This is a genomic window from Campylobacter sp. 7477a (assembly GCF_014892335.1).
Lineage (GTDB): Bacteria > Campylobacterota > Campylobacteria > Campylobacterales > Campylobacteraceae > Campylobacter_A > Campylobacter_A californiensis.
Window position 1 is genome coordinate 1 of record NZ_JADBJH010000006.1, and the last position, 23,244, is coordinate 23,244.

Below are 23,244 nucleotides of genomic sequence, written 5' to 3' on the forward strand. Positions count from 1 at the left end.
TTTCCATTCATATTACAAAAACCATTACATAATAATCATAAATCGTCAAACAATTGACGTTTAAACCTCAAAAACATTAACTCTTAACACAAACCAACAATAAATATTGAGAAAGAAATATAAGAAAAGAATAAATCACTGGCGGATAGAGAGAGATTCGAACTCTCGGTGAGTTGCCCCACACACGCGTTCCAGGCGTGCTCCTTAAACCGCTCGGACATCTACCCTTATTTGAAGAGATATATTATATCAAATTTTATAAGCAAAATGTTGTCTTAAAATCGATTTCATATATTTTTATATTTAAAATGAAACTAATTTTTGTTTAAACTAGATATATCCATAATGTATTAATTATAAATATTTCAACAAGATCGGTATTTAATATGAAAATAAAGTAATAAGTTTGTAAATAAAAATATTTTTTAATTAAATAAATGTTATAATCACTTTCAAAAATATTTAGGGAAAAATTTGCGTTCTACTATTATTCTTGCTCTTTTACTTATTATACTTGGTATTTTTTCATTATTTGTCGGCGTGCTTGATGTGCAAATAGAAGGGATTTTAAAAGGTGATACGCAGCAGATACATACTCTGTTAGCATCACGCCTACCACGTCTTTTAGCCATAGTTTGCACCGGAGTTGGTTTGAGTGTAGCAGGTCTTATCATGCAGCAACTTTGCATGAATAAATTCGTCTCTCCGACCACTGGCGGCACGATCGCCTCGGCACAACTTGGGATATTGATAGCCCTTATCTTTATGCCGGACTCCACGCTTTACTCAAGAGCATTTTTTGCATTTTTAACCGCAATGATAGGAACATGGATATATGTGGCTTTTATACAAACTATCAAATTTAAAGATACCGTTATGGTAGCACTTGTGGGAATAATGTTTAGCTACGTAATAGGTGGTATCACAAATTTTATCGCCTTTAAATACGATATGGTGCAAGCGCTTTCTACCTGGCTTACGGGTAGTTTTTCCCTCATACTTAGAGGCAGGTACGAGATAGTTTACATGGTAGTTCCGCTTGTCTTTGTGGCGTTTTTATTTGCAAACCACTTTAATATCGTCGGCATGGGAAGGGATTTCTCTAAAAATTTAGGCGTTCCTTATAATGTTGTGCTGTTTTTTGGACTAAGCATAGCTTCGATGCTTACCGCTTGTATCGTGGTGGTTGTGGGCACTATCTCATATATCGGTTTAATTGTGCCAAATTTGGTAACGATGTTTAAGGGCGATAAACTTCAAGGAACTCTGCTTGATACTGCTCTTTTTGGAGCTGTCTTTGTGCTTATTTGCGATCTCATCGGACGCGCACTTATCTCACCCTACGAACTTCCCATAGAGCTTATTACCGGGATTGTAGGAAGTGCGATATTTATCGGACTTTTGATCTTTAAACTAAAAACTCCAAGAAAGCGTGTAAGACTAGCTGCAGGCAAAACACAAAAAAGTTGCCAAAAATGAAAGCTCTAGCTCATAAAAAACGCATTTTAATTCTTGTCCTGGCTACGATGATCTTTTGCGCATTTTATTTATTTTATGATATAAATTTTAAATTTTTTGAATACTATATGAGTATACGACTGCCAAAATTGGGTGCTATCCTGATTACTGCATTTTGCATAGGTGCAGCAACTCTTGTTTTTCAAACTATCATTAACAACACGATAGTAACACCTTGTCTACTTGGGATGAACTCACTTTATCTTGTCATCCATACCACGATTGTGTTTTTTCTTGGTTCGACAAGCGTCTTTGCAAGTAACAAATACATAAGCTTTTTTGCGACCTTGTGCTTATGGGCACTATGGCTACGATAATTTATAGCTATTTGTTTCGCGTAACTAAATTTAATGTTTTATACGTTTTACTTGCAGGAACCGTTATGGCGACCTTTTTTCTATCGCTTCAAAGCACGATGGTTCGCATAATGGATCCAAACGAATACGAAACGCTTTTGGCGACCTTTGTTGCTAGTTTTAACCACGTAAATGCCGACATTTTAGGCATTGCTTTTATTTTGGTTGTTTTTCTAACGCTTTTTTACAAAAAAGAGCTTGAGGTACTTGACGTGATAGCTCTAGGCAAAGAGCAAGCCATAAATTTAGGCGTTGACTACGACCGCGTCATATCAAAATTACTACTTGGCGTTACGCTCTTTATAGCTATAGCTACTGCTCTTGTCGGACCTATATCATTCTTAGGTCTTATAATCGCAAATTTAGCAAGACAAATTTTAAAAACATATAAACACTCCTATCTAACTCTAGCTGCGGCGCTTGTGGGCATGATAGTTTTGGTTTGTGGGCAGTTGATAGTTGAGCGAATTTTTGACCTTGCGATACCGATCTCGGTATTTGTAAATATCGCGGGAGGAATTTATTTCTTATATCTTTTACTGGCAAACAAAGGAAATCAATGAAAATCAGAAATTTAATCAAAAAATACGGCGATACGAGCGTCGTAGACGATGTTAGCCTTGATATACATCGCGGCAAGATAACATCTTTTATAGGTCCAAATGGTGCCGGTAAATCAACCATAATGCACATGATCTCACGTCTTATACCAAGCGACGGAGGAGAAATTTTACTTGACGGCAAAAATTTAAGTCACTATAAAAGCAAAGAGCTGGCTAAACGCTTGGCGATATTAACGCAAAGCAACAATTTAGCGATGAAACTTACAGTTAGAGAGCTTGTGAGCTTCGGGAGATTTCCATATAGTGGCTCAAAACTAACCAAACAAGATATAGATATCGTAGATGACGCACTTTTAAAAATGCAATTAATGGAATTTGAAGATAGGTTTTTAGACGAACTTTCCGGAGGACAGCGCCAACGAGCCTTTATAGCTATGATAATTGCACAAGATACAGAATTTGTCTTGCTTGACGAGCCGACAAACAACCTTGACATCTATCACTCGATCCAGATGATGAAAAATATCAAATTTTTATCTACAAATTTAGGCAAAACAGTGATCATCGTGCTTCATGAGCTAAATTTAGCGGCGTTTTATTCGGATTATATCTGCGCTTTTAAAGACGGCAAGCTGGTAAAGCACGCGCCGACAAAGGAGATCATCACAAAAGAGAATTTGGCTGAAATTTATAACATGGACTTTGAAATTTTAGATATCCACGGCAAACCGTTATCGATTTATTTTTAATTTTTTAAGGAGCATGTATGAGAAAATTGTTACTTAGTTTCGCCATTATCGGCGCTATAACAGCACTTTTTAGTGCGGATTTGGTGGAGATAAATACACTAAATGCAAAAAAGCAAAGCATAAACATAAAAGTTTCGTTAAAACCAAAACGCGTAGCAGTAATTGATCTTGCTGCGCTTGATACGATCGATGCGCTCGGTTTTGGCAAAAATGTCGTTGCAATGCCAAAAGCACAAAAGATAGATTATCTATCGCGATACACAAACGATAAAAATATCATAAACATCGGCACAGCAAAAGAGATAAATATGGAAAAGCTGATGTCCGCACAGCCAGATATTATATTTATAGGTGGCAGACTACAGCCAAAATTTGACGAGCTTTCTAAGATCGCACCGGTGGTATTTTTGGAGATAAATTACGAAAAAGGTAGCTTTGAGAGCATAAAAAACAACATTTCTACGATAGCTAAAATTTTTGATGCAGATGAAAAAGCAAAAGAGAAAATTTTAGAATACGAAGCTAGACTAAATAAGATCAAAGAGCTTGCAAACGGCAAAAATGCCATTATCGGGCTGGTTACAAGCTCAAGCTTTCATACCTTAGGCAACTCGAAACGTTGCTCACTTATCACAACGGATGGAGGATTTACAAATTTGGCAAATGATATTAGTTCAACTCACGGCAACGAGTCCTCTTTTGAGCTTTTGGTAAAGCTTAACCCGCAATATCTTTTCGTGCTCGATAGAGATAGTGCCATATCAAAACCGGGCGCAAAAGTCGCTCAAGAGGTTATGGATAATGAACTTGTAAGAAAAACAAAGGCATTTAATAACGGTAAAATTTCTATCTTTCGCCTGCACCTTGGTATCTTAGCGAGGGCGGCATAAGAGCCACTGATATCATGCTAAGCGATATCGAAAAAGCATTAAAATAATAAATTTAAGCCGGCAAAGTATCTCCTGCCGGCTCACTTATATAAAAACATAAAACAAAAACACACCCAACATCAAGCGATACACCACAAACGGCACCATGCTTGCACGAGAGATAAGCCCCATAAATAACTTCACGCAGATATACGCACTAACGGCACTTAAAACAAAGGCCAGGCCAAGATCTGTCCACTCGTAAGTTGTATTTGATTTAATAAGTTTTATCGTTTCAAGTCCTCCCGCAAGAAGTATGATAGGAATTGACATCAAAAACGAAAAATTTGCACTTGTGATTCTATTAAAACCTAAAAACAAAGCAGCCGTTATGGTAATACCCGAGCGAGAAACACCCGGGATTAAAGCTAAAGCTTGAGCTACACCTATGATAAGCGCGATTTTTATCGTGATATTTGCTTCGCTTTTAAGCCCGGGCGATTTATCGGCAAGATAGAGCATGATACCAAAAATAATAGTCGTAGTGGCTATAACAAAACCGCTTCTTGCGTATTGCTCTATCAAGTCCCCACATGCAAGACCAAAAATTCCAGCAGGTATGGTCGCAAAACCTACCGCATACACAAGCATGCTTTCGCCAACCATTTTGCGCTGTCTTATAGATGATAAAAAGTCGCTCAAAAGCTTAAAAATTCTATCTTTAAAATAAAAAAGTATAGCCACAAGCGTGCCTACATGCACAGCAACGTCAAAAGCCAAGCCCTGATCTTGCCAGCCAAATAGTTTTGGCACAAGCACAAGATGAGCGGAGCTTGATATAGGCAAAAATTCGCTTATGCCCTGCACAAGCGAAAGGATTACGATCTGAACAATGTCCATGAAACGCCTTTTAGTTTAAGCATTAATTCAACACATCTTTTACAAAGTCAGTAAGCTTCTCCGGTGTAAATCCAAAATGCTCAAACAAGGCTTCTGCCTTACCTGAAGCGCCAAAACTCTTCATGCCGTAAACATGATCGGCAAATTTATACCACTCAAGACCGCTTGAAGCTTCAACGGCTATAACGGTTGTATTTTGATCTAAAATTTTATTTATGTATTCGCGAGGTTGTTCGCAAAGCAGGTCAAAACAAGGAGCTGAAACAACATTTACCCCGATGCCTTGCGCACATAAATCTTCGGCAGCTTTTAAACAAAGTCCTACCTCACTACCGCTTGCAATAAACGTGATCTTTGGGTCTTGTGAGCTCTTAAGTAGGTAAGCGCCATTTTTTACTTCGCCATACACACTTTTTTCAAGCGCCACAAGAGCTTGACGAGATAAGACAAATGCACTTGGGGCATTTAAATTTAAAGCTGTTTTCCAGCAAGCCACGTTTTCAACGCCGTCGGCAGGACGAAATGTATAAAAATTCGGCATAGCTCTAAACTGGCTAAGCTGTTCTATAGGCTGATGTGTAGGTCCATCTTCACCAACGCCGATACTGTCATGCGTAAATACAAAATAATGCTTTAGACTCATAAGTGCAGCAAGTCTTGCGCTCGGCTTTAGGTAGTCGCTAAATATAAAAAATGTCGCACTAAAAGGCAAGAAAAGACCATATCTTGCAAATGCGTTATTTATCGCCGCCATCGAGTGCTCACGGATACCAAAATGGATATTTTTACCGTATGGGAAATCCCCCATGCCTTTTAATTCAGTTTTGTTTGACGGAGCAAGGTCGGCGCTACCACCAATAAACCCCGCAATGGAATTTGCAATAGCATTTAAAATTTGACCGTTACTATCTCTTGTCGCCATTTTTTTACCACTAAAATCAGGGTAATTAATAGTACTAAAATCAGGCTTTAAAAGTTCATTTAAAATTTTAGCCTTATCGTCATCGAGGCTTAAAAGCTGCTTGTTCCACTCAGCTTGCGCTAAATCGCCCTTTTCAACAGCCCCTCTAAATCTCAAAAGTACATCTTCATCAACGTGAAATTTAAGTTCAGGATTAAATCCTGCGGCAATTTTTGCGGATTTGATTATCTCTTCGCCAAGTGGAGCGCCGTGGCTATGGTGGCTTCCTTCGAGTTCACCGGCTCCTTTTGCTATGCGAGTATTTGCGATGATAAGATACGGCTTGTCTTTGTTTTGAGCTTCACTAAGCGCAAATTCGATCTCGTCGTAATCATGCCCGTTAATACGCGCTACTTCAAAGCCTTGTGCTTCAAAACGAACTTTTACATCCTCGTTCCATGCTATAGCGGTATCGCCTTCGATAGTTATTGAATTTGAGTCATATATTATTACTAGGTTATCAAGACAAAGTCTGCCGGCTAGCGCACATGCCTCATAGCTTATACCTTCTTCTAAGTCGCCATCCCCGCAAAGACAGTAGACTTTATGGTTGATTATCTCATTTTGGGGCGTATTTAACACGTTTGCAGCGTATTTAGCAGCCATTGCAAAACCTACGGCATTTGCCACACCTTGACCAAGAGGACCTGTTGCCACTTCAACACCCGGAGTATGAATTTCAGGGTGTCCTGCCGTTTGTGAGCCCAATTGGCGGAAATTCTTAAGATCTTCTAGGCTAACATCATATCCGCTAAGATATAAAAAGCTATAAACCAAACTGCTTGCATGCCCGCCGCTAAAGACCAATCTATCGCGGTTTAGCCAAGTTGGATCTTTTGGGTTGTGCTTTAGATGTTTTGAAAGCACGCTCATAATATCAGCAAGCCCCATAGGCGCGCCTGGGTGTCCGCTGTTTGCCGCTTGAACCATATCGGCACATAAAAATCTTATCGTATCAGCTTGTTTTTGTAACATATTTTAACCTTTCAAATGCTTGTTTATCAAATTTTCTATCACGTCTTTTATGCCTGCTTTAAGTGACCGCAAGTCCTCTTCAACCCGCCGTATTAGCTCATTTTTACTCTCTATAGCGCCCTTGACACCGAGCAAATTTGTAAATGAATTTTTATCCGTATCATTGTTTACAGGCTTGCCTGCTTCATTCTCATCGCTTATCACATCTATGATGTCATCTTGTATCTGAAACGCAAGTCCCAAATCAAGCCCGATATTATAAATTTTTTCGCATTCAGTCTCACTTAGCTCTACTATAACTGCAGCCATTTTTAAGCTAGCGGCGATAAGCTTTGCGGTCTTGTGTATGTGAAGAAATTTTAGTTCGTCAAGACTTAGTTTTTTATCCGTTAGACCTAGTCTTTGTTTTGCAGCTACTATGTCCTTCTTGCCGGTATTTTCATAAAAACAATCCAACGCCTGACCAAGCACCATGCCGTTAGCTCCGGCATTTTGACTTAAAATTTCAACACATTTTATCCTAACTTCGGGACTTAAATTTGAACGTGAAATTTCATAGAAAGCGTGCGTATTTAACGCATCTCCGGCAAGTATCGCCGTAACTTCGTCATACATTATGTGAAGGGTAGGTTTTCCGCGTCTTAAAGCGGCATTGTCCATAGACGGCAGATCGTCGTGTATGAGCGAATACGTATGCATCATCTCAAGCCCTAAAGCAACCCTCATAGCCTCTTGTGTTAGCTCCGGACGCAAAGCATTAACCGTGCCCAAAAGCAGCTGTGCCCTAAAATGCTTACCGCCAGCCTTTAGCATCTGCGCTAAAGCCTCTTCATAATAAGGATGAAAGCTAGGAGCTTTTGGCAAATTTTCATTTAAAAAATTTATAAAATCATCAAGCAAACTCACTTTGGCACTCTCGCAAAAAATTCAAAGTCATCTCTTGTAAAAAGCAGAAGAAAGTTCTGTTTTTCTCCTATTTTTTGTAGTAATTCGCCCCTATTTTTCACCATATTTTTATCTACTTGAAGAATTCTATCTTTTACTTTTATACCAAAAATTTGGGCGTTTGAGTCTGGAGTAACGTGTGTTACAGCCAAATTTGCATTAACCCTTATGCCATAGTCGGTTAAAATTTTATCATCACCATAAAGCTCTATATTTTCAAGCATGGCGTTTAAATTTTTTAATTTTTGACTATCTGGGATAAGAGCCTCTAAACTTTGACTAAATTTTAAATTACCAGAAACAGGAACTTCAAAAAAATACTGAGCGCCTTCGCGTTTTACTACGATATTTAGTTTTGAGCCTTTTGGCGCAAAAAGTATCATTTCATTTACTTCTCTTAGACTTTTGGGACTAACTCCGTTTATGCTCACGAGCTCATCATTTACCATGAGTGTCTTTGCGCGACCGATAGGATCAACCTTTTGCACGTAAAATTTACCATCTCTTGGCTCAAAAGTCGCCCCGATATCACCATAATATACATCATCATATGCAGCGAAATGCTTTAAATACCTGTTTGGTATAAATTTGTCGGCACCAACCGTTATACCAAGCATCTTGCAGCAAGCAGTATTTAGCTCACCTGTGGCATTATGCTCAAAACTCATCGTATCAAAATCTCCCAAATTTACACCAAGAGCCTTGATGTGTCCCATTTTGCTGTTGTTGTTATCGCTTAAAACTCCTATCCATGTGCTTTTCTTAACGCGCTCATCATTTGTTTCATCAGCCATACTCGCAGGAGATAAAGTCTTGTCCGAGCGAACAAGATAAAGCTGTAAATAAGGGTCAAATTTCACATAGTTGTTTATCGGAGCCTCGCCATTTTTAGGAACAGCGATAAGATCTTTCGTGATAGCTACACCAAAATGTTTATTCACAGAGACTATCGAGTCTTTGTTTTTTTCATAACAAGCGTTAAAGTCCTCTTGAGTAGGACGAGGATCGGCAAAGGCTACGATAGATAATACAAAAAATAAAATAAATGTTTTCAAATTTTTTACCTTATAGCTTAAGTCCGCCTAGACCGCCAAGCATCCTGCCAGCCATCGCCTTTTTATCGTCTTCTGTCATTTTTATGACGTCGTTTATGGCACTTATGAGTAAAATTTGCAAGCTCTCTTTATCCTCAAGCAAACTATCATCAATACTAATATCTAAAATTTCGCCTTTACCGTTTGCTTTTACACTTACAAGCCCACCGCCACTCTTTGCTCCAAATTCACGTGCGCTGCTCTCGTTTTCAAATTCTTTTGCCTTTTTCTGAACTTCTTCAAGCATCGCACCCATTTTTGAAAAATCAAGACCCTCAAACATAAATTTTCCTTTTAATTTTGCCCGATTATATCAAATTTGAGCTTATATAAATTTATTTTTAAGTTTATAACGGCAATAAAATGTAAAAATTTAAACTCCTAAACTATCTCATTTTTAGCATTGACATGAACAATGGTTGGTTTAAAATCCTTAGCCTTTTTAACCTTTATGCTAACGTAAGCTACGATGATAACAGTATCCCCAACACAAACTTTGCGGGCTGCTGCACCATTTAGGCATATCTCTCCATCCTTGCCGCCTGCTATCACATATGTGCTAAAGCGCTCGCCGTTATTTACGTTTAAAATTTCAACCTTTTGGAACTCACACAAATTTGCAGCCTCTATAAGCTTATCATCTATAGTTATCGAACCGACATAATTTAAATTTGCGTCGGTAACAGTAGCGCGGTGTATTTTACTAGACATTACTTCTATTCTCAATTTTAATTCCTTGTTTAAATTTTAAGCAGCTCTAAAACCGTCTCTTTATCACTAAAATGATGTTTTACGCCGTTTATCTCCTGATAGTCCTCATCGCCTTTACCAAGTATAACTAACGTATCATCTTTGTCAAGAAGATCAAGCCCGAGCTTGATGGCTTTTTTGCGATCGCTTTCAAGAATGACAGTGTTGTTCATGTTCATTCCTGCACAAATTTCATCTATGATCGTCTCAGGTTCTTCGCTACGCGGATTATCACTTGTTACGATAGAAATTTTAGCGTATTGTTGCGCTATTTTCCCCATTTTAGGTCGTTTTGTCCTATCCCTATCGCCTCCAGCACCAAAAATTACAATCAAATTTAAATGTCTAAGCGCATTTAAAACCTTTTGCATGCCGTCTGGCGTATGCGCAAAATCAACAATAACAAGCGGCTTTTGGCTAACAACTTCCATGCGACCTGCAACACCTTTAAATTTATAAATAGCTTCTTTAAGGGATGGTATTTTTACATCCTCAAGTAGCAAAATAGCTCCGATAGCCGCCGTTAAGTTATAGAGGTTAAACTCTCCTTGGAGTGACGAAGCTAGCTCAAATTCGCCTTTTGGAGTTTTTACAAGAGCTTTTATGCCGTCTTTAAGATCGTATTTTAATGAGGCAAAGTCCGAGTCTTTTTTAAGAGAGTATGTGTATGAATTTATAGGGTTAAACTCTATACCGCCCTCATCATCGATGTTTATTAGCTTTAAACTATCGTCACTTAAAAATTTACTCTTAACTTTGGCGTATTCTTGCATGCTTTTATGATAGTCAAGATGGTCTTGAGTTAAATTTGTAAAAATTTTAATAGCAAACTTTAACCCCTCGACGCGATCTTGATCGATAGCGTGAGAGCTCACTTCCATTACAAAATACTTACAACCAAACTCATTGGCTTGCTTTAAATACTCAAGCGTTTGCAAGACCGGACTTGTTGTTAATGACTTTGCATCTATACGCTTTGAATGCAAAAATGCACCGCAAGTGCCCGAAAGCGCGGACTTGTATCCAAGTTGCATAAGTGTTTCATAGATGGCCCATGCGGTCGTAGTTTTACCATTCGTGCCGGTTATGCCTATTATTTTTATATTTTCATCGATACCTAAAAGCTTTTTACACTCATCTACGCTAATAATCTTTGCGCCGTTACTTTGAGCGCTCTCTTTAAATTTAGCATTTGATTTTGTAAGCACAAAAAAACAGCCACTCTCGCACTCGTTTGAATTATCGGTTACATAGCTATTTGCTAGAGAAATTTTCATTATCTTGTCTCTTTTGTATCTCTTTTAAAAGTGCACCTATGCGCTCATCTCCGCCAAACATCACTGCGGCACTCTCAAGGTAGTTCATACTCATCTCAAGAAAATTATTTTTTATCAAATTTTCTAAAAAATCCAAAAAATCATCTTTGTTTGATATCATAACCTTGGTTGAAAACATTATATTTTCAAAAACTTTTTTAAAATTTCCTTCACGCCAAACCGCTTCCATAAAATCCTCATAGCTTATGGCATCTTGCTCTTCAATATCAAAATCTGGCTCTATCTTAGACTCTAAAACTTCCAATATCTCGTCAAAATTTTCATTTGTCTTACCTAAGATATCCTTACCCATGAAATATTCAAAAAGCATTTTTGCCTCATCAGGGCGTTCGCTCGCAAGTGAGCAAAGCTGGATAAGATATAACAAGCTTTCATCTTTAGTTTGCGCATATCCAAGCGAAAAATAAATCATCGCGTCTTCAAATTTTGACTTCTTAAAATTTTTAATCCCTAACTTTTTATAATCAATCAAATTTTACCTCTTCCCCAATAGGTATATTGACAACCTCGAGTTCAGGATGAATATCTATGCGAAGTTGGCGTTCTACACCGTATTTTAAAGTAGTTCCGCTCGCGGCACAACCATGGCAGTGTCCGGTTAGTCTTACATAAACTTTGCCATTTTTTATACCTAAAAGCTCCATACCACCGCCATCGGCTTCAAGCATAGGCAAAACTTTTTGCAAACTTATGCCAACTGGTTTTAATAATTCTTCGTCTGTAAATGGTATCATTTTAATCCTTCTATTTTTTAGATATTATACACAAAATATGAAAAATAAATTTTAAAAGAGTTGATTTTGTGGGTATTTAAGAGCAAATTATCACTTAAATTTGATATATCAAACATGGGTTTTATATTTATTACTGCAAGAAATTTAGATGATGAATTATATAAAAATTAAACTATAAATTTATAAATTGAAAGTTGTTTTTTGGATATTAAAAGATGTTTTGTAAAGGATATGAAAGAAGAGGGACGAGCCCTCTAGATATTACTCGCTAACTAGCTCTATATAAGCCATTTCGGCAGCATCGCCACGTCTAACACGAGTTTTAATTATTCTTGTATAGCCACCGTTTCTACCAACGTATTTTGGAGCTATTTCTACAACTAATTTATTTGTAGTTTCTTTATCTTGCAAGCTTGCAAAGACAGCTCTATGAGCATTAAAATCACCTTTTCTTGCTCTTGTGATAAGCTTTTCAATATAACTTCTAAGCTCTTTTGCTTTTGGTAGAGTTGTTTCTATCTTACCGCTTTTTATGATTGCAATTGCTAGATTTTTAAGCAATGCAGCGCGATGAGATGAAGTACGACCCAATTTTCTATATCCGTGTTTGTGTCTCATTTATCTATCCTTGTTTTTTTATACGCTCATTTGCGATTTTAGCTCAGCAATTTTCTTTTTGAGCTGCTCTTTGCTATCTTTTAAGATATCAGTTCCAACAGGATAACCGATCTCTTCCATAACGGCTTTTATCTCTTCAAGAGATTTTTTGCCGAGGTTTTTTAGCTCTTTAAGTTCGTTTTCATCCATCAAGGCAAGTTCGCCAATGTATCTAATTTCAGCTTTATCTAGGCAGTTAAAACTTCTAGCACTTAAATTTAGCTCTTCAACATTTGAAAGCAATTTACCGTGCTCACCGCCTACACTTGAGTTAGAAACAGGCATATTTACATCAATATCTAAAACACCCTTAAATACAGACATTTGCTGATACATAGCCTCTAAGCAGTGTTTAAATGCCTCAATAGGCCCAACTTGTCCATCTGTAGTGATTGTAAAAACAATCTTTTCAAAATCAGGATTATCTTCAACCAAAACGCTCTCGATGTCGTATACAGCCTTTTTAACAGGAGTAAAAAACGCATCAAGCGCTATATAGTCTTCTTCCATCTTGTCGCGAATTTCTTCGCTAGGAACATATCCTATACCCTTTTGAATAATAACACTGAAATTTAATTCAGCATCTTCGTTTATGGTTGCAAGATAAGCATCTGGATTAACTATCTCAATTATATCATTGTTAAGATCGGCTCCAGTTATCTCTTTTGGCCCCTTAAAGCTATACTCGATAACTTCTCTATCAGAGTCATTTTTAAGCTTAAAGCGTATCTTTTTTAAATTTATAATAAAAAAGGCAACATCCTCAAGCATACCGCGCATGCTATCAAATTCATGACTTACGCCCTTTATTTTAACACCTGTAGGCGCAAAACCTACGGTGCTTGTATAAAGAAGACGACGAAGCGGATGAGCAAGAGTTACTGCATAACCCGCCTCAAACGGATATGCGGTAATCTTAGCCACATTTTCACTTACACTTTCAACTTTTATCTCAGTAGGCATATAAGCTGATGTAGTAATTTTTCTCATCATTATATCCTTTATTATTTTGAGTAAAGCTCTACTATGAATCTTTCCTCGATTGGAATGATAACCTCTTCTCTTTCAGGGTTTCTTGTAAAAATTCCAAATTTTTTATCTTTTTCAACATCAACCCAACCAACTATACCAGTTTGAGCTGTAAGGTCAATCGCACGAACGATTTGTGGGTTGTTTTTAGATTTTTCAGCGATCTCTACTTTTGCACCCGGTTCAACTCTGTAAGACGGGATATCAACTCTCTTGCCATTAACAAGAATGTGACCATGGGTTACAAGCTGACGAGCAAAACGACGAGTTGTCGCGAAGCCCATTCTGTAAACTACGTTATCAAGTCTTTGCTCTAATAATTGAACAAGAAGTGCACCTGTGTTGCCTTCTCTGCGAGCAGCTTCGCTAAATAGACGGTGGAATTGTTTTTCGCTAACACCATACATAAATTTAGCTTTTTGTTTTTCACGGAGTTGTAAACCATATTCGCTTATTTTTGCTCTTCTTTGTCCATGCTGTCCCGGTGCAAATGGACGCTTATCAAGCGCGCTTTTACCGGCAAGTCTCCTCTCGCCTTTAAGAGCAAGAGAAACACCTAGACGTCTTTCTAATTTTTCAACTGGTCCTCTATATCTAGCCATAATAATTTCTCCTAATTCTCTATATCATTAGACGCGGCGGCGTTTTGGTGGTCTGCAACCATTGTGTGCAAGTGGGGTTATGTCTTTTAAGAATGTTACTTTAATACCCTCAACCGCTCCTACGCTCTTAACAGCAGTTTCACGACCGCTACCAGGACCTTGAACCTTTATGCCAACCTCTTTTATACCGTGTTCTTTTGCTTTGCTTAGTGCGTCTTCAACAGCTTGTTGTGCTGCATAAGGAGTTGATTTTTTGCTTCCTTTAAAACCTAAACCACCGGCACTACTCCATGCGATAGCATTTCCCATCTCATCGGTTACGGTAACCATTGTATTGTTAAAAGTAGCGCTAATATAAACGATACCTTTGGCTATACTTTTTCTAACGATTTTTTTCTTAACGATTTTTCTTTTTGCCATTGTCTATCCTTACTTAGTCGCTGCGCCGACAGTTTTACGCTTACCTTTTCTGGTGCGTGCATTTGTCTTAGTTTTTTGACCACGAACCGGAAGACCTTTTCTGTGGCGAAGACCACGATAGCTTCCAAGATCCATAAGTGCTTTTATATCCATAGCAACTTGTTTTCTAAGATCACCCTCAACGATATGGTGCTCTTGAATCTCTTTACGGATAGCCGCAGCCTCATCTTCACTTAGCTCATGAACTCTCTTGTCGTAAGAGATGTTTACTGCGTCAAGAATTTGACGTGACTTGTAAAGACCTATGCCATAGATGTATGTTAAGCCATACTCTATTCTTTTTTTATTTGGTAAATCTACACCTGCTATACGTGCCATCTTTTATCCTTGTCTTTGTTTATGTTTTGGATTTTCGCAGATAACGCGTACGATTCCGCTACGTTTGACAATTTTGCATTTGTCACACATCTTCTTTACAGAAGGACGAACTTTCATCTTAGTCTCCTAAAAATTTATTCCACTTTTTTAGGGGCTGCATCAGGTTTAAAGAAAATTTTAAACCAACTATTTTCAAAATAAGTGGGGACTTTGAAAATAATTCTTCATACAGCTTATTGCAAAGCTTAGATTTTATCCAAATCAAGCTTTAATTTCACTTAGCACTAATATAAAAACAAGTTTTATTTGTATCTATATGTTATGCGACCTTTATCTAGGCTATATGGTGTAAGCTCGACTTTTACACGATCTCCTGGCATTATTTTTATGTAATGCATTCTCATTTTTCCAGCGATATGACATAAAATCACATGCTTATTATCAAGCTCAACCTTAAATGTAGCATTAGGTAAAGCTTCGACTACGTTACCGTCGATTTCTATAACATCATCTTTTGCCACTCATACCTCCATTAAATTTTCAAATTTCTGACTTACTTAAAATTTCAGCTTTGCCGTTTACGATAGCTACACAATGCTCATAGTGGCTCGTTCTAAGGCCATCTTTGCTTGTTACCTTCCATTTGTCAGCACCTATTATCGGGGTGCCGTCTTTTTGACAAATCATAGGCTCAATGCAAAACGTCATTCCGTTTTTTATCTTTGGTCCGGCTTTTGGATTATTTCCTTCAAGGTAATTAGGAACTTCAGGCTCTTCATGAGGACGTTTGCCTATGCCGTGTCCACAAAATCCTCTAAGAGGAACAAAGCCACGTGCAAGAATAAATTTTTCTATCTCATAGCAAACTTCTTTAAAATGCATACCGGCTTCAATGAAATCAATAGCAAAATAAAGAGAGTCTTTACTGCAATCTATAAGCGCCTTATCTTGTTTTGAAATTTCCCCCACGCCAAATGTTCTAGCACTATCGCCAAAATATCCGTTTAAATTCGAACCAATATCAACACTTACGATATCACCCTTTTTTAAAACGTATTCGTTTGGGATTCCGTGTATAACAACTTCATTTACACTTATGCAAGCAGCATTTGGAAATCCATAAAGTCCTTTAAAAGCAGGTTTTGCCCCCGCACTTCTTATCATGTCTTCACAGATTTTATCTATCTCAAGTAGAGAAATTCCTGGTTTTATGATAGTAGAAATATAATCAAGCGTTCGAGCGACGATCATATTCGCCGCTCTCATATTTTCAATCTCAGCCGGTCTTTTTAACGAAATAGCCATTTTGTTATAGCCCGACCGCACTTAGCGTTTGATACTTGTTCATATAAATTTGCGCTTCTATTCTTCTCATTGTATCAAGAGCGACCGAAACAACGATAAGTACAGAAGTACCACCAAAATAAAATGGAACACCCATGGTTTTAACCAAAACCCAAGGTAGAGTTGAGATCAGACCAAGATATATAGCGCCGCTAAACGTTAGTCTTCCAGCAACTTCGTTTAGATAGTTAGCCGTATTTTCACCGGGTCTAACACCTGGTATAAAACCACCTTGTCTTTTTAAATTTTCACTTATATCTTTTGTATTAAATACGATAGAGGCATAAAAATATGCAAAAAAGATAACAAATAAAAACGTTAAAAAGTTAAACATATAACCATTTGGATTTAAAAAATCATTAATAGCTTGTATGTATGGGTTTGTGCTTGCCTGTAGTATAGTACTTGGAAACATAAGTATCGCAGAGGCAAAAATCGGAGGTATAACGCCGCTTAAATTTACTTTAATCGGAATATAATTCATTATACGTTTATTTTGATTTTGCATAACAACCTTACGAGAATACGAAATCGGAATACGTCTTTCGCCCATTTCTACAAAGATGATCGCTCCGATAGTAGCAAGTATCACAAGTAAAATTCCTATAACAACAAGGAAGTTCATCTCGCTTGTATTTACTAGATTTATCGTACCGCTAATCGCACTCGGGATACCTGAAACAATACCTGCGAAAATGATAAGACTGATGCCGTTACCGATACCGCGCTGAGTAATCTGTTCACCGATCCACATAAGTAGCATCGTTCCTGTTAGCATAGAAACAGCAGAAATCGCTATAAATAAATTCATATCTATCATAATAGCCTGCTCACCGCCACGTCCAGTAAGACTTTGAAGTCCTATACTAACACCGATTGATTGGATCAAAGTGATAATTATCGTAGCGTAGCGGATGATTTGCATGTATTTTTGCATGCCGTCGCGTTCTTTTTTCATCTTACCCAAATTTGGGAATGTAGCAGCTAAAAGCTCCATGATGATAGAAGCAGTAATGTAAGGCATAATACCAAGAGAGATAATACTAAGACGCTCAGCGGCGTTACCGCTAAACATATTGAATAAACCTAAAGCGTTGTTGTTGTTCGAGCTAAAAAATTCCTTAATAACATCGACATTAACGCCAGGAACCGGCACATATGCCAGTATCCTGTATGCGAACAAAAATGCCAACGTGATTAATATCTTGTTGACGAGTGTTTTATTCATTATTTTTGTCCAGTTACGCTAACGTTACTATCTTTTATCTTTGACACAAGTTCTTTAGCGCTTGATCCGATAAGTTTTATTTTTGTTACGCTCTTTGAAATTTTATGAACTGTTGCGATTGATGCTATAGTTATTTCGTTAAGCTCTTTTACCGCAACGATCTTTTCTACGTTAATAACATAAGGTTTTTCAAATTTAGAAGCAAAACCTACTTTTGGTAGACGTCTTTGAAGCGGTTGTTGTCCACCCTCAAAACCACGCTTCTCATTGTAGCCTTTTCTTGCTCTTTGACCTTTGTTACCTTTTCCTGCAGTTTTACCGTTACCGCTACCTTGACCGCGACCTATTCTCTTTGTAGAGTGCGTTGAGCCAGGAGCCGGAGTTAAATTTTCTAGTGCCATTTACTTTCCTTTCTCTTAGCTTTTTAGCATACTAAGTGCTTTTATAGTAGCACGAACGACGTTTGCCGAGTTGTTTGAACCAAGTGATTTTGTAAGGATATCCTTAATACCTGCAAGCTCTATAATAGGGCGTGCACTACCACCGGCGATAACACCTGTACCTTCGCTAGCCGGGCGAAGTAAAACACGACTTGCATTATACTTAACTTCGATATCGTGAGGTATAGTTGTACCTTTAATTTTAACTTCGATGATATTTTTAAACGCATCGTCAACAGCTTTTCTCATCGCATCAGGAACTTCCTTAGCCTTACCGTAACCAAAGCCGACAAGACCTTTTCTGTTTCCAACTACAACAAGAGCTGTAAACCTAAATCTACGACCACCTTTAACAACCTTTGTAACCCTGCCGATATCGACCATTACTTCTTCAAATTCTTCTCTATTATACTTTTCCATCGATTTTCCTTTGGGTTATAGTTTGATGCCATTTTCGCGTAGAGCATCGGCAAATGCAGCAACTACACCGTGGTACAGGTAGCCATTTCTATCAAATACCGCTACTTCAATACCTTTAGCTTTTAAAGAAGCCGCAAATTCTTTAGCTAAAACAGCAGCACCGTCTTTATTTGCTTTTATACCCAATTTGCGTCCATCTGCAGCAGCTAATGTTGTAGCCGTAACATCGTCGATAGCTTGAGCGTAAATAGTTCTATTTGATTTAAAAATAGATACTCTAGGGCAGCTGGCAACACCTGAAATTTTACCTCTAACTCTTTTTTTTCTCTTTAATCTAAGAGCTAGTTTTCTTTTTAATACTTTTGCTGTCATAACCTATCCCTTACTTCTTAGATGTCTTGCCCGCTTTGCGGATTATGCGCTCTTCAACGTATTTAACACCTTTACCTTTGTATGGCTCTGGCGGTCTAAATCCTCTAACTTGAGCAGCAACTTGACCGATAACTTGTTTATCGCTACCTTTTAGGGTAATTACGTTTCTCTCAACCGTAGCCTCGATGCCTTCTGGAAGCTCATAGTTAATTAGGTGTGAAAAGCCTAAAGTTAACTCTAAAATTTTACCTTTAACAGCCGCTTTATAACCAACACCGTTGATTTCTAATTGGCGAGTAAAACCTACAGTAAGACCTATAACTATATTGTTAGCTAAAGCTCTATATGTACCCCAGAATGCTCTGCTTTGGCGATCTTCGCCTTTTGCAGCAAAAACTATTGAACCATTTTCGATTTTGACATCAACATTGCCTTTTGTGTCAAGCTCTTTTGTTAAGTTGCCCTTTTTAAATTTTAGGACATTATTATCAACACTGACTTCTACACCAGCAGGTATAGCTATCGGTTGTTTTCCAATACGTGACATTTATTTCCTTTACTTATCTAGGGTGCTTTTACAATCTTGAATCAGCACCACAATGCCGTAAATTTTAATGCTTTCGCAAAAAACTAACCTAAATTTTTAAGGCATTAAGCCTTAAAAATTACCAAACTGTACAAAGAATTTCACCGCCAACACCAGCTTTGTGTGCGTCTTCGTTGCTTAAAACGCCTTTGCTTGTGCTAACGATAATCGTTCCGTAACCGTTTTTGAAACGCTTGATGTCGTCTTTACCTTGGTAAACACGGCGACCTGGTTTTGAAACTCTTTTTAGTTCGTTTATAACGCTTTGTCCGCGCTCGTCGTATTTAAGAACAACATTAATGAATTTTTTGTTATTCTCTTCTACAACATTAAAGCTCTCTATGTAGCCTTTTGCAGCAAGGATAGAAAGAGTAGCCTCAACAACATTTGAATGTAGAAGCTTTGTTGTCTCAAGCTTTCTCATGCTTGCATTTCTAATACGGGTTAGTCCGTCTGATATTAAGTCATTTAACATATCTTTTCCTTACCAACTTGCTTTTTTAAGACCAGGGATTAGTCCTTCGTTAGCCATTTTTCTTAGGCAGACACGGCAAATTCCAAAGTCTTGATACACAGAGTGCGGACGTCCGCAAATTTGGCATCTTGTATAGCCGCGAACCGCAAATTTAGGTTTGCGTGCAGCTTTTGCTATCATTGATTTTTTAGCCATATTACTTTCCTTTTGCAAACGGCAAACCAAATAGCTCTAGCAATTTGAATGCCTCTTTGTCATTGTTAGCCGTTGTAGCGATAGTTATGTTCATACCGTGAGTACGTAAAATTTTATCATACTCAACCTCTGGGAACATTAGCTGCTCAGTTAAACCAAAGTTGTAATTACCGCGTCCGTCAAAGCCATTTCTTGGTAAACCACGGAAGTCTTTAACTCTTGGAAGCGCAACACTTATAAGTTTATCTAAGAACGCATACATTTGCTCTTTTCTTAAAGTAACTTTTATACCGACAGGGAAACCTTCACGCACTTTAAAGCCTGCAACTGATTTTTTAGCATTTGTTATAATTGCTTTTTGACCAGCGATTAGCGAAATAGTATCTGCCATGTTTTGAAGAACTTTTTGGTCCTTTGCAGAATCATTTGCTCCAACGCTAATAACAATCTTTTCAAGTGCCGGAATAAGCATCGGGTTTTTAATATCAAATTCTTTAACTAAAGCAGGTTTAATGCTCTCGTTAAATTTATCTTTTAATCTACTCATGCTCTTACTCCTCAACTTTCGCAACATTTGAGATGTCTATCGGCATTTCTTTGTTAATATGACCGCCGTTTGGAGTCTTCTCGCTTGGTTTTATAGCCTTCTTAGCTACTTTGCAGCCTTCAACTATAACTTGACCTTTTTTTGCAAGAACAGATAAAACTTTACCAGTTTTACCTTTGTCATCTCCGGTGATTATCTTTACGGTATCACCTTTTTTGATCTTAAATTTAACGTTTGCCATTATAGAACCTCCGGTGCTAGTGAAACGATCTTCATAAAGTTAGCATATCTAACTTCACGACCAACTGGTCCAAAGATACGTGTTCCTACTGGCTCTCTTTTGTTATCAAGGATAACGGCTGCGTTCTCGTCAAAACGAATCAACGAACCATTGTCTCTTTGAACTTCTTTTTTAGTTCTAACAACTACAGCTTTTACAACTTGACCTTTTTTGATCTTACCGTTTGGAAGAGCCTTTTTAACAGAACAAATAATGATATCGCCAAGTGTTGCGTATCTTCTTTTGCTGCCGCCTAAAACCTTAATACACATTAATTCTTTTGCGCCGCTATTATCAGCAACTGCTAGTCTTGTAAAACTTTGAATCATTACTCAACTCCCTTTGCTAAAACAGCTTTTAAGCGAAAGCTTTTACGTGCAGAAAGCGGTCTGCACTCAACTGCGATAACCGTATCTCCTGCGTTTAGTTCATTTTTCTCATCATGAACCAAATATTTCTTAAAACGTTTTACAAATTTATGATATCTTGGGTGCATAACGCGTCTTTCTACCAAGATAGTAGCTGTTTTATCACCGGCTTTTTGTAAAACTACGCCTTGAATTTCTCTTTTTAATGCCATATTTCACCCCTTACTTTGTAGCACTAATTGCAGTGTTGATCTGTGCTATCTCTTTTTTAACAGCACTAATCTCATTAGGGTTGCTTAACTGCATAGTTTTTAACTTTTGTTTTAGTGTAAATAAAAGCACCTTTTTCTCTTTTAACAATGCGTTTAGTTCTGCAACGCTTTTGTCTTTAATCTCAGTATATTTCATTTTCACTCTCTCGCGTTACAAATTTTGTCTTAAACGGCAACTTGTGCATAGCTAGAGTTAACGCTTCACGTGCAAGCTCTTCACTAACACCTGCCATTTCATAGATGATACGACCAGGTTTGATATTCATAACCCACTCTTCAACACCTGCCTTACCTTTACCCATACGAGTTTGTAGAGGCTTTTTAGTTAGCGGTTTATCAGGGAAAACTCTAATCCAAATTTTAGCCTGTCTTTTAACATGACGAGTTAGAGCTTGACGAGCAGCTTCTATTTGGCGTGAATTTACACGTCCAGCTTCAACTGCTTTAATAGCAAATTCGCCTGTTGATAAAGATGCACCGCGAGTTGCATAGCCGCGATTGCGACCTTTCATTTGCTTACGAAATTTCGTTCTTTTAGGCATCAACATAATTATTTACCTCTTCTTGCTCTGCGTGGTTTTCTATCAGCTTTTTCTTCTTCGTTACGCTCTGCTTGAACGCCTTTTTGAAGAACTTCACCTTTAAATATCCACACTTTAATACCTATGTTACCATAAGTTGTGTGTGCTTCTGCAACACCGTAATCAATCTTCGCTCTAAGTGTATGGAGTGGAACACGTCCCTCAAGATACCATTCAGTTCTTGCCATCTCGGCACCACCAAGACGTCCTGCAACTGAAATTTTAATACCTTTTGCACCTGACTTTTGAGCACCTTGGATAACTTTTTTCATCGCGCGGCGGAAAGCAACACGTTTTTCTAGTTGCATAGCAACGTTTTCGGCTGCAAGTTGAGCAGAAGCTTGAGCTTTTCTTTCCTCTTTAATGTTAATGTTCACATCTTTGCCGATTAGTTTTGCAACATCGTTTTTAAGAACTTCAACATCTTGACCTTTTTTGCCGATGATAATACCAGGGCGAGCTGCAACTACTGTTACACGTAGTTTTTTAGCTGTTCTTTCGATTAAAATTTGGCTTATTCCCGCATAATAAAGTTTTTTCTTTAAAAATGCACGAATTTTATAGTCCTCGCCGATGTTTTGTGCAAGGCTATCTTTAGAAGGAAACCAGCGTGATTCCCAGTTGCGGTTTATACCTAGTCTAAGACCTATCGGATTTACTTTTTGTCCCATATTATGCTTCCTTCTTTTCAGGTTTAGATACTTCTACCATTACATGAGAAGTTGGTTTGCGAATTCTACTCGCAGTTCCTCTTGCTCTTGGTCTAAATCTCTTTAACACAGGACCAGCATCCACGCGACAACTGCTAACTACAACCTCCTCAGGCTCAAAACCGCCGTTTGCAACAGCTGAGCTGATAGCGTTTGCTATAAATTTAGCACCGCGATTTGGCATAAATTGCAAACTTGCAAGGGCTAATTCGGCATTCATGCCTTGAACTTCACGTGCAATTAGTCTAGCTTTTGTAGGAGAGAGTCTTACAAATTTTATAATAGCTTTACTCATACTCTACCCCTTACTTGCCGATTTTCTTTTGCACAGAGCCTTTATGACCCTTAAATGTGCGTGTTGGAGCGAATTCACCAAGTTTATATCCAATGTGGTTTTCAGTAACATACACAGGGATAAAGCTTTTGCCGTTATGAACGTTAAATGTTAATCCAATCATTTCAGGTACGATCGTGCTACGTCTTGACCATGTTTTGATTGGTTTATTGTCATTTGCAGACTTAGCCGCAACGACTTTTTTCATTACATGCTCATCTACGAAAGGACCTTTTTTGAGTGATCTTGCCATCT

At 37.9% G+C, this 23,244-nt stretch carries 38 protein-coding genes and 1 tRNA gene; 5 read left to right on the plus strand and 34 right to left on the minus strand.

The annotated features are described in order from the left end of the window. Positions 1-139: 139 nt before the first annotated feature. Positions 140-227: transfer RNA gene (locus CCAL5182_RS03655), tRNA-Ser, on the minus strand. Between the two features lie 247 nt (positions 228-474). On the opposite strand from CCAL5182_RS03655, the gene CCAL5182_RS03660 reads away from it, so the two are divergent. The 5 genes from CCAL5182_RS03660 to CCAL5182_RS03680 are packed head-to-tail and all read left to right on the plus strand — an operon-like array spanning position 475 to position 4,076. Next, a complete protein-coding gene (locus tag CCAL5182_RS03660) occupies positions 475-1,479 on the plus strand; it encodes an ABC transporter permease (protein WP_336610286.1) in 1,005 nt (334 codons plus the stop codon). Beyond that, on the plus strand, positions 1,476-1,835 hold the full coding sequence (locus CCAL5182_RS03665) for an iron chelate uptake ABC transporter family permease subunit (RefSeq protein ID WP_336610287.1): 360 nt from the start codon (positions 1,476-1,478) through the stop codon (positions 1,833-1,835). The genes CCAL5182_RS03660 and CCAL5182_RS03665 overlap by 4 nt, the downstream gene beginning before the upstream one ends. Then, entirely contained in the window at positions 1,823-2,437 is a 615-nt protein-coding gene (locus tag CCAL5182_RS03670) for an iron chelate uptake ABC transporter family permease subunit (RefSeq protein ID WP_336610288.1), read from the plus strand. The genes CCAL5182_RS03665 and CCAL5182_RS03670 overlap by 13 nt, the downstream gene beginning before the upstream one ends. Beyond that, positions 2,434-3,186 (plus strand): iron ABC transporter ATP-binding protein, encoded by a 753-nt coding sequence (locus CCAL5182_RS03675; protein ID WP_169938206.1) that lies wholly within the window; start codon positions 2,434-2,436, stop codon positions 3,184-3,186. Before CCAL5182_RS03670 ends, CCAL5182_RS03675 begins: the two co-directional genes overlap by 4 nt. 17 nt (positions 3,187-3,203) lie before the next feature. Next, entirely contained in the window at positions 3,204-4,076 is an 873-nt protein-coding gene (locus CCAL5182_RS03680; RefSeq protein WP_336610289.1) for an ABC transporter substrate-binding protein, read from the plus strand. Between the two features lie 84 nt (positions 4,077-4,160). Here CCAL5182_RS03680 and CCAL5182_RS03685 read toward each other — a convergent pair whose 3' ends face one another. The 33 genes from CCAL5182_RS03685 to rpsS all read right to left on the minus strand — a co-directional run bounded on the left by CCAL5182_RS03685 (position 4,161) and on the right by rpsS (position 23,242). Then, positions 4,161-4,955 (minus strand): undecaprenyl-diphosphate phosphatase, encoded by a 795-nt coding sequence (locus CCAL5182_RS03685; protein WP_169938210.1) that lies wholly within the window; start codon positions 4,953-4,955, stop codon positions 4,161-4,163. A 22-nt stretch (positions 4,956-4,977) separates the two neighbouring features. Beyond that, positions 4,978-6,891 (minus strand): transketolase, encoded by a 1,914-nt coding sequence (gene tkt / locus CCAL5182_RS03690; RefSeq protein ID WP_169938212.1) that lies wholly within the window; start codon positions 6,889-6,891, stop codon positions 4,978-4,980. 3 nt (positions 6,892-6,894) lie between these two features. After that, entirely contained in the window at positions 6,895-7,797 is a 903-nt protein-coding gene (locus CCAL5182_RS03695; protein ID WP_169938214.1) for a polyprenyl synthetase family protein, read from the minus strand. Further along, positions 7,794-8,891 carry a DUF7488 domain-containing protein gene (locus CCAL5182_RS03700; protein ID WP_336610290.1) on the minus strand — a complete coding sequence of 366 codons (1,098 nt, stop codon included), beginning with the start codon at positions 8,889-8,891 and terminating at the stop codon, positions 7,794-7,796. The genes CCAL5182_RS03695 and CCAL5182_RS03700 overlap by 4 nt, the downstream gene beginning before the upstream one ends. 10 nt (positions 8,892-8,901) lie before the next feature. Beyond that, the gene (locus tag CCAL5182_RS03705) at positions 8,902-9,213 is read right to left on the minus strand and encodes a YbaB/EbfC family nucleoid-associated protein (protein ID WP_169972367.1); all 312 of its coding nucleotides are present in this window, start codon (positions 9,211-9,213) and stop codon (positions 8,902-8,904) included. A gap of 98 nt (positions 9,214-9,311) precedes the next feature. Next, on the minus strand, positions 9,312-9,656 hold the full coding sequence (gene panD / locus CCAL5182_RS03710) for an aspartate 1-decarboxylase (protein WP_336610291.1): 345 nt from the start codon (positions 9,654-9,656) through the stop codon (positions 9,312-9,314). A 14-nt stretch (positions 9,657-9,670) separates the two neighbouring features. Beyond that, positions 9,671-10,957: a UDP-N-acetylmuramoyl-L-alanyl-D-glutamate--2,6-diaminopimelate ligase gene (locus CCAL5182_RS03715; RefSeq protein ID WP_336610292.1), complete on the minus strand. Its 1,287-nt coding sequence runs from the start codon at positions 10,955-10,957 to the stop codon at positions 9,671-9,673. Next, positions 10,935-11,489 carry a histidine kinase gene (locus CCAL5182_RS03720; RefSeq protein ID WP_169938224.1) on the minus strand — a complete coding sequence of 185 codons (555 nt, stop codon included), beginning with the start codon at positions 11,487-11,489 and terminating at the stop codon, positions 10,935-10,937. Before CCAL5182_RS03720 ends, CCAL5182_RS03715 begins: the two co-directional genes overlap by 23 nt. Continuing rightward, positions 11,482-11,751 carry a NifU family protein gene (locus CCAL5182_RS03725; RefSeq protein ID WP_169972369.1) on the minus strand — a complete coding sequence of 90 codons (270 nt, stop codon included), beginning with the start codon at positions 11,749-11,751 and terminating at the stop codon, positions 11,482-11,484. Before CCAL5182_RS03725 ends, CCAL5182_RS03720 begins: the two co-directional genes overlap by 8 nt. Positions 11,752-12,012: 261 nt before the next feature. Beyond that, the gene (rplQ, locus tag CCAL5182_RS03730) at positions 12,013-12,369 is read right to left on the minus strand and encodes a 50S ribosomal protein L17 (RefSeq protein WP_169938228.1); all 357 of its coding nucleotides are present in this window, start codon (positions 12,367-12,369) and stop codon (positions 12,013-12,015) included. A gap of 18 nt (positions 12,370-12,387) precedes the next feature. Continuing rightward, the gene (locus tag CCAL5182_RS03735; RefSeq protein ID WP_336610293.1) at positions 12,388-13,398 is read right to left on the minus strand and encodes a DNA-directed RNA polymerase subunit alpha; all 1,011 of its coding nucleotides are present in this window, start codon (positions 13,396-13,398) and stop codon (positions 12,388-12,390) included. Between the two features lie 14 nt (positions 13,399-13,412). Continuing rightward, entirely contained in the window at positions 13,413-14,039 is a 627-nt protein-coding gene (rpsD, locus tag CCAL5182_RS03740; protein WP_169938231.1) for a 30S ribosomal protein S4, read from the minus strand. Positions 14,040-14,066: 27 nt separating this feature from the next. Then, positions 14,067-14,459, minus strand: a complete 393-nt coding sequence (gene rpsK, locus CCAL5182_RS03745) for a 30S ribosomal protein S11 (RefSeq protein ID WP_169938233.1) — start codon at positions 14,457-14,459, stop codon at positions 14,067-14,069. 9 nt (positions 14,460-14,468) lie between these two features. Beyond that, complete coding sequence (gene rpsM / locus CCAL5182_RS03750; protein ID WP_169938235.1) at positions 14,469-14,837, minus strand: 30S ribosomal protein S13; 369 nt, start codon at positions 14,835-14,837, stop codon at positions 14,469-14,471. Between the two features lie 3 nt (positions 14,838-14,840). After that, positions 14,841-14,954 carry a 50S ribosomal protein L36 gene (gene rpmJ, locus CCAL5182_RS03755; protein WP_169938237.1) on the minus strand — a complete coding sequence of 38 codons (114 nt, stop codon included), beginning with the start codon at positions 14,952-14,954 and terminating at the stop codon, positions 14,841-14,843. Positions 14,955-15,139: 185 nt separating this feature from the next. Next, positions 15,140-15,358, minus strand: a complete 219-nt coding sequence (gene infA / locus CCAL5182_RS03760) for a translation initiation factor IF-1 (protein ID WP_009649712.1) — start codon at positions 15,356-15,358, stop codon at positions 15,140-15,142. A gap of 19 nt (positions 15,359-15,377) precedes the next feature. Continuing rightward, on the minus strand, positions 15,378-16,142 hold the full coding sequence (gene map / locus CCAL5182_RS03765; RefSeq protein WP_169938239.1) for a type I methionyl aminopeptidase: 765 nt from the start codon (positions 16,140-16,142) through the stop codon (positions 15,378-15,380). A gap of 4 nt (positions 16,143-16,146) precedes the next feature. Beyond that, positions 16,147-17,409 (minus strand): preprotein translocase subunit SecY, encoded by a 1,263-nt coding sequence (gene secY / locus CCAL5182_RS03770; RefSeq protein WP_169938241.1) that lies wholly within the window; start codon positions 17,407-17,409, stop codon positions 16,147-16,149. Next, the gene (gene rplO / locus CCAL5182_RS03775) at positions 17,409-17,810 is read right to left on the minus strand and encodes a 50S ribosomal protein L15 (RefSeq protein WP_169938243.1); all 402 of its coding nucleotides are present in this window, start codon (positions 17,808-17,810) and stop codon (positions 17,409-17,411) included. Before rplO ends, secY begins: the two co-directional genes overlap by 1 nt. Positions 17,811-17,825: 15 nt before the next feature. After that, on the minus strand, positions 17,826-18,269 hold the full coding sequence (gene rpsE / locus CCAL5182_RS03780) for a 30S ribosomal protein S5 (RefSeq protein ID WP_169938245.1): 444 nt from the start codon (positions 18,267-18,269) through the stop codon (positions 17,826-17,828). Positions 18,270-18,284: 15 nt separating this feature from the next. Continuing rightward, positions 18,285-18,641 carry a 50S ribosomal protein L18 gene (rplR, locus tag CCAL5182_RS03785; protein WP_169938247.1) on the minus strand — a complete coding sequence of 119 codons (357 nt, stop codon included), beginning with the start codon at positions 18,639-18,641 and terminating at the stop codon, positions 18,285-18,287. Between the two features lie 10 nt (positions 18,642-18,651). Then, positions 18,652-19,188 (minus strand): 50S ribosomal protein L6, encoded by a 537-nt coding sequence (rplF, locus tag CCAL5182_RS03790; RefSeq protein WP_169938249.1) that lies wholly within the window; start codon positions 19,186-19,188, stop codon positions 18,652-18,654. A 118-nt stretch (positions 19,189-19,306) separates the two neighbouring features. Then, complete coding sequence (gene rpsH / locus CCAL5182_RS03795; protein ID WP_169972373.1) at positions 19,307-19,702, minus strand: 30S ribosomal protein S8; 396 nt, start codon at positions 19,700-19,702, stop codon at positions 19,307-19,309. A 9-nt stretch (positions 19,703-19,711) separates the two neighbouring features. After that, the gene (locus tag CCAL5182_RS03800; protein WP_034970020.1) at positions 19,712-19,897 is read right to left on the minus strand and encodes a type Z 30S ribosomal protein S14; all 186 of its coding nucleotides are present in this window, start codon (positions 19,895-19,897) and stop codon (positions 19,712-19,714) included. A gap of 1 nt (position 19,898) precedes the next feature. Then, the gene (gene rplE, locus CCAL5182_RS03805) at positions 19,899-20,444 is read right to left on the minus strand and encodes a 50S ribosomal protein L5 (protein ID WP_169972374.1); all 546 of its coding nucleotides are present in this window, start codon (positions 20,442-20,444) and stop codon (positions 19,899-19,901) included. A gap of 4 nt (positions 20,445-20,448) precedes the next feature. Continuing rightward, complete coding sequence (gene rplX, locus CCAL5182_RS03810) at positions 20,449-20,685, minus strand: 50S ribosomal protein L24 (RefSeq protein ID WP_169938254.1); 237 nt, start codon at positions 20,683-20,685, stop codon at positions 20,449-20,451. Then, positions 20,685-21,053 (minus strand): 50S ribosomal protein L14, encoded by a 369-nt coding sequence (rplN, locus tag CCAL5182_RS03815; RefSeq protein ID WP_169938256.1) that lies wholly within the window; start codon positions 21,051-21,053, stop codon positions 20,685-20,687. Before rplN ends, rplX begins: the two co-directional genes overlap by 1 nt. Further along, a complete protein-coding gene (gene rpsQ, locus CCAL5182_RS03820) occupies positions 21,053-21,304 on the minus strand; it encodes a 30S ribosomal protein S17 (protein ID WP_169938258.1) in 252 nt (83 codons plus the stop codon). The genes rplN and rpsQ overlap by 1 nt, the downstream gene beginning before the upstream one ends. Positions 21,305-21,314: 10 nt before the next feature. Further along, the gene (gene rpmC, locus CCAL5182_RS03825) at positions 21,315-21,500 is read right to left on the minus strand and encodes a 50S ribosomal protein L29 (protein WP_169938260.1); all 186 of its coding nucleotides are present in this window, start codon (positions 21,498-21,500) and stop codon (positions 21,315-21,317) included. Next, a complete protein-coding gene (gene rplP, locus CCAL5182_RS03830; protein ID WP_169938262.1) occupies positions 21,487-21,912 on the minus strand; it encodes a 50S ribosomal protein L16 in 426 nt (141 codons plus the stop codon). The genes rpmC and rplP overlap by 14 nt, the downstream gene beginning before the upstream one ends. 2 nt (positions 21,913-21,914) lie before the next feature. Next, positions 21,915-22,616, minus strand: coding sequence for a 30S ribosomal protein S3 (rpsC, locus tag CCAL5182_RS03835; protein WP_169938264.1), 702 nt, complete (start codon positions 22,614-22,616; stop codon positions 21,915-21,917). Position 22,617: 1 nt separating this feature from the next. Continuing rightward, positions 22,618-22,950, minus strand: a complete 333-nt coding sequence (gene rplV / locus CCAL5182_RS03840; RefSeq protein WP_169938266.1) for a 50S ribosomal protein L22 — start codon at positions 22,948-22,950, stop codon at positions 22,618-22,620. Positions 22,951-22,960: 10 nt separating this feature from the next. Continuing rightward, positions 22,961-23,242 (minus strand): 30S ribosomal protein S19, encoded by a 282-nt coding sequence (rpsS, locus tag CCAL5182_RS03845; RefSeq protein WP_169938268.1) that lies wholly within the window; start codon positions 23,240-23,242, stop codon positions 22,961-22,963. Between the last annotated feature and the right edge of the window lie 2 nt (positions 23,243-23,244).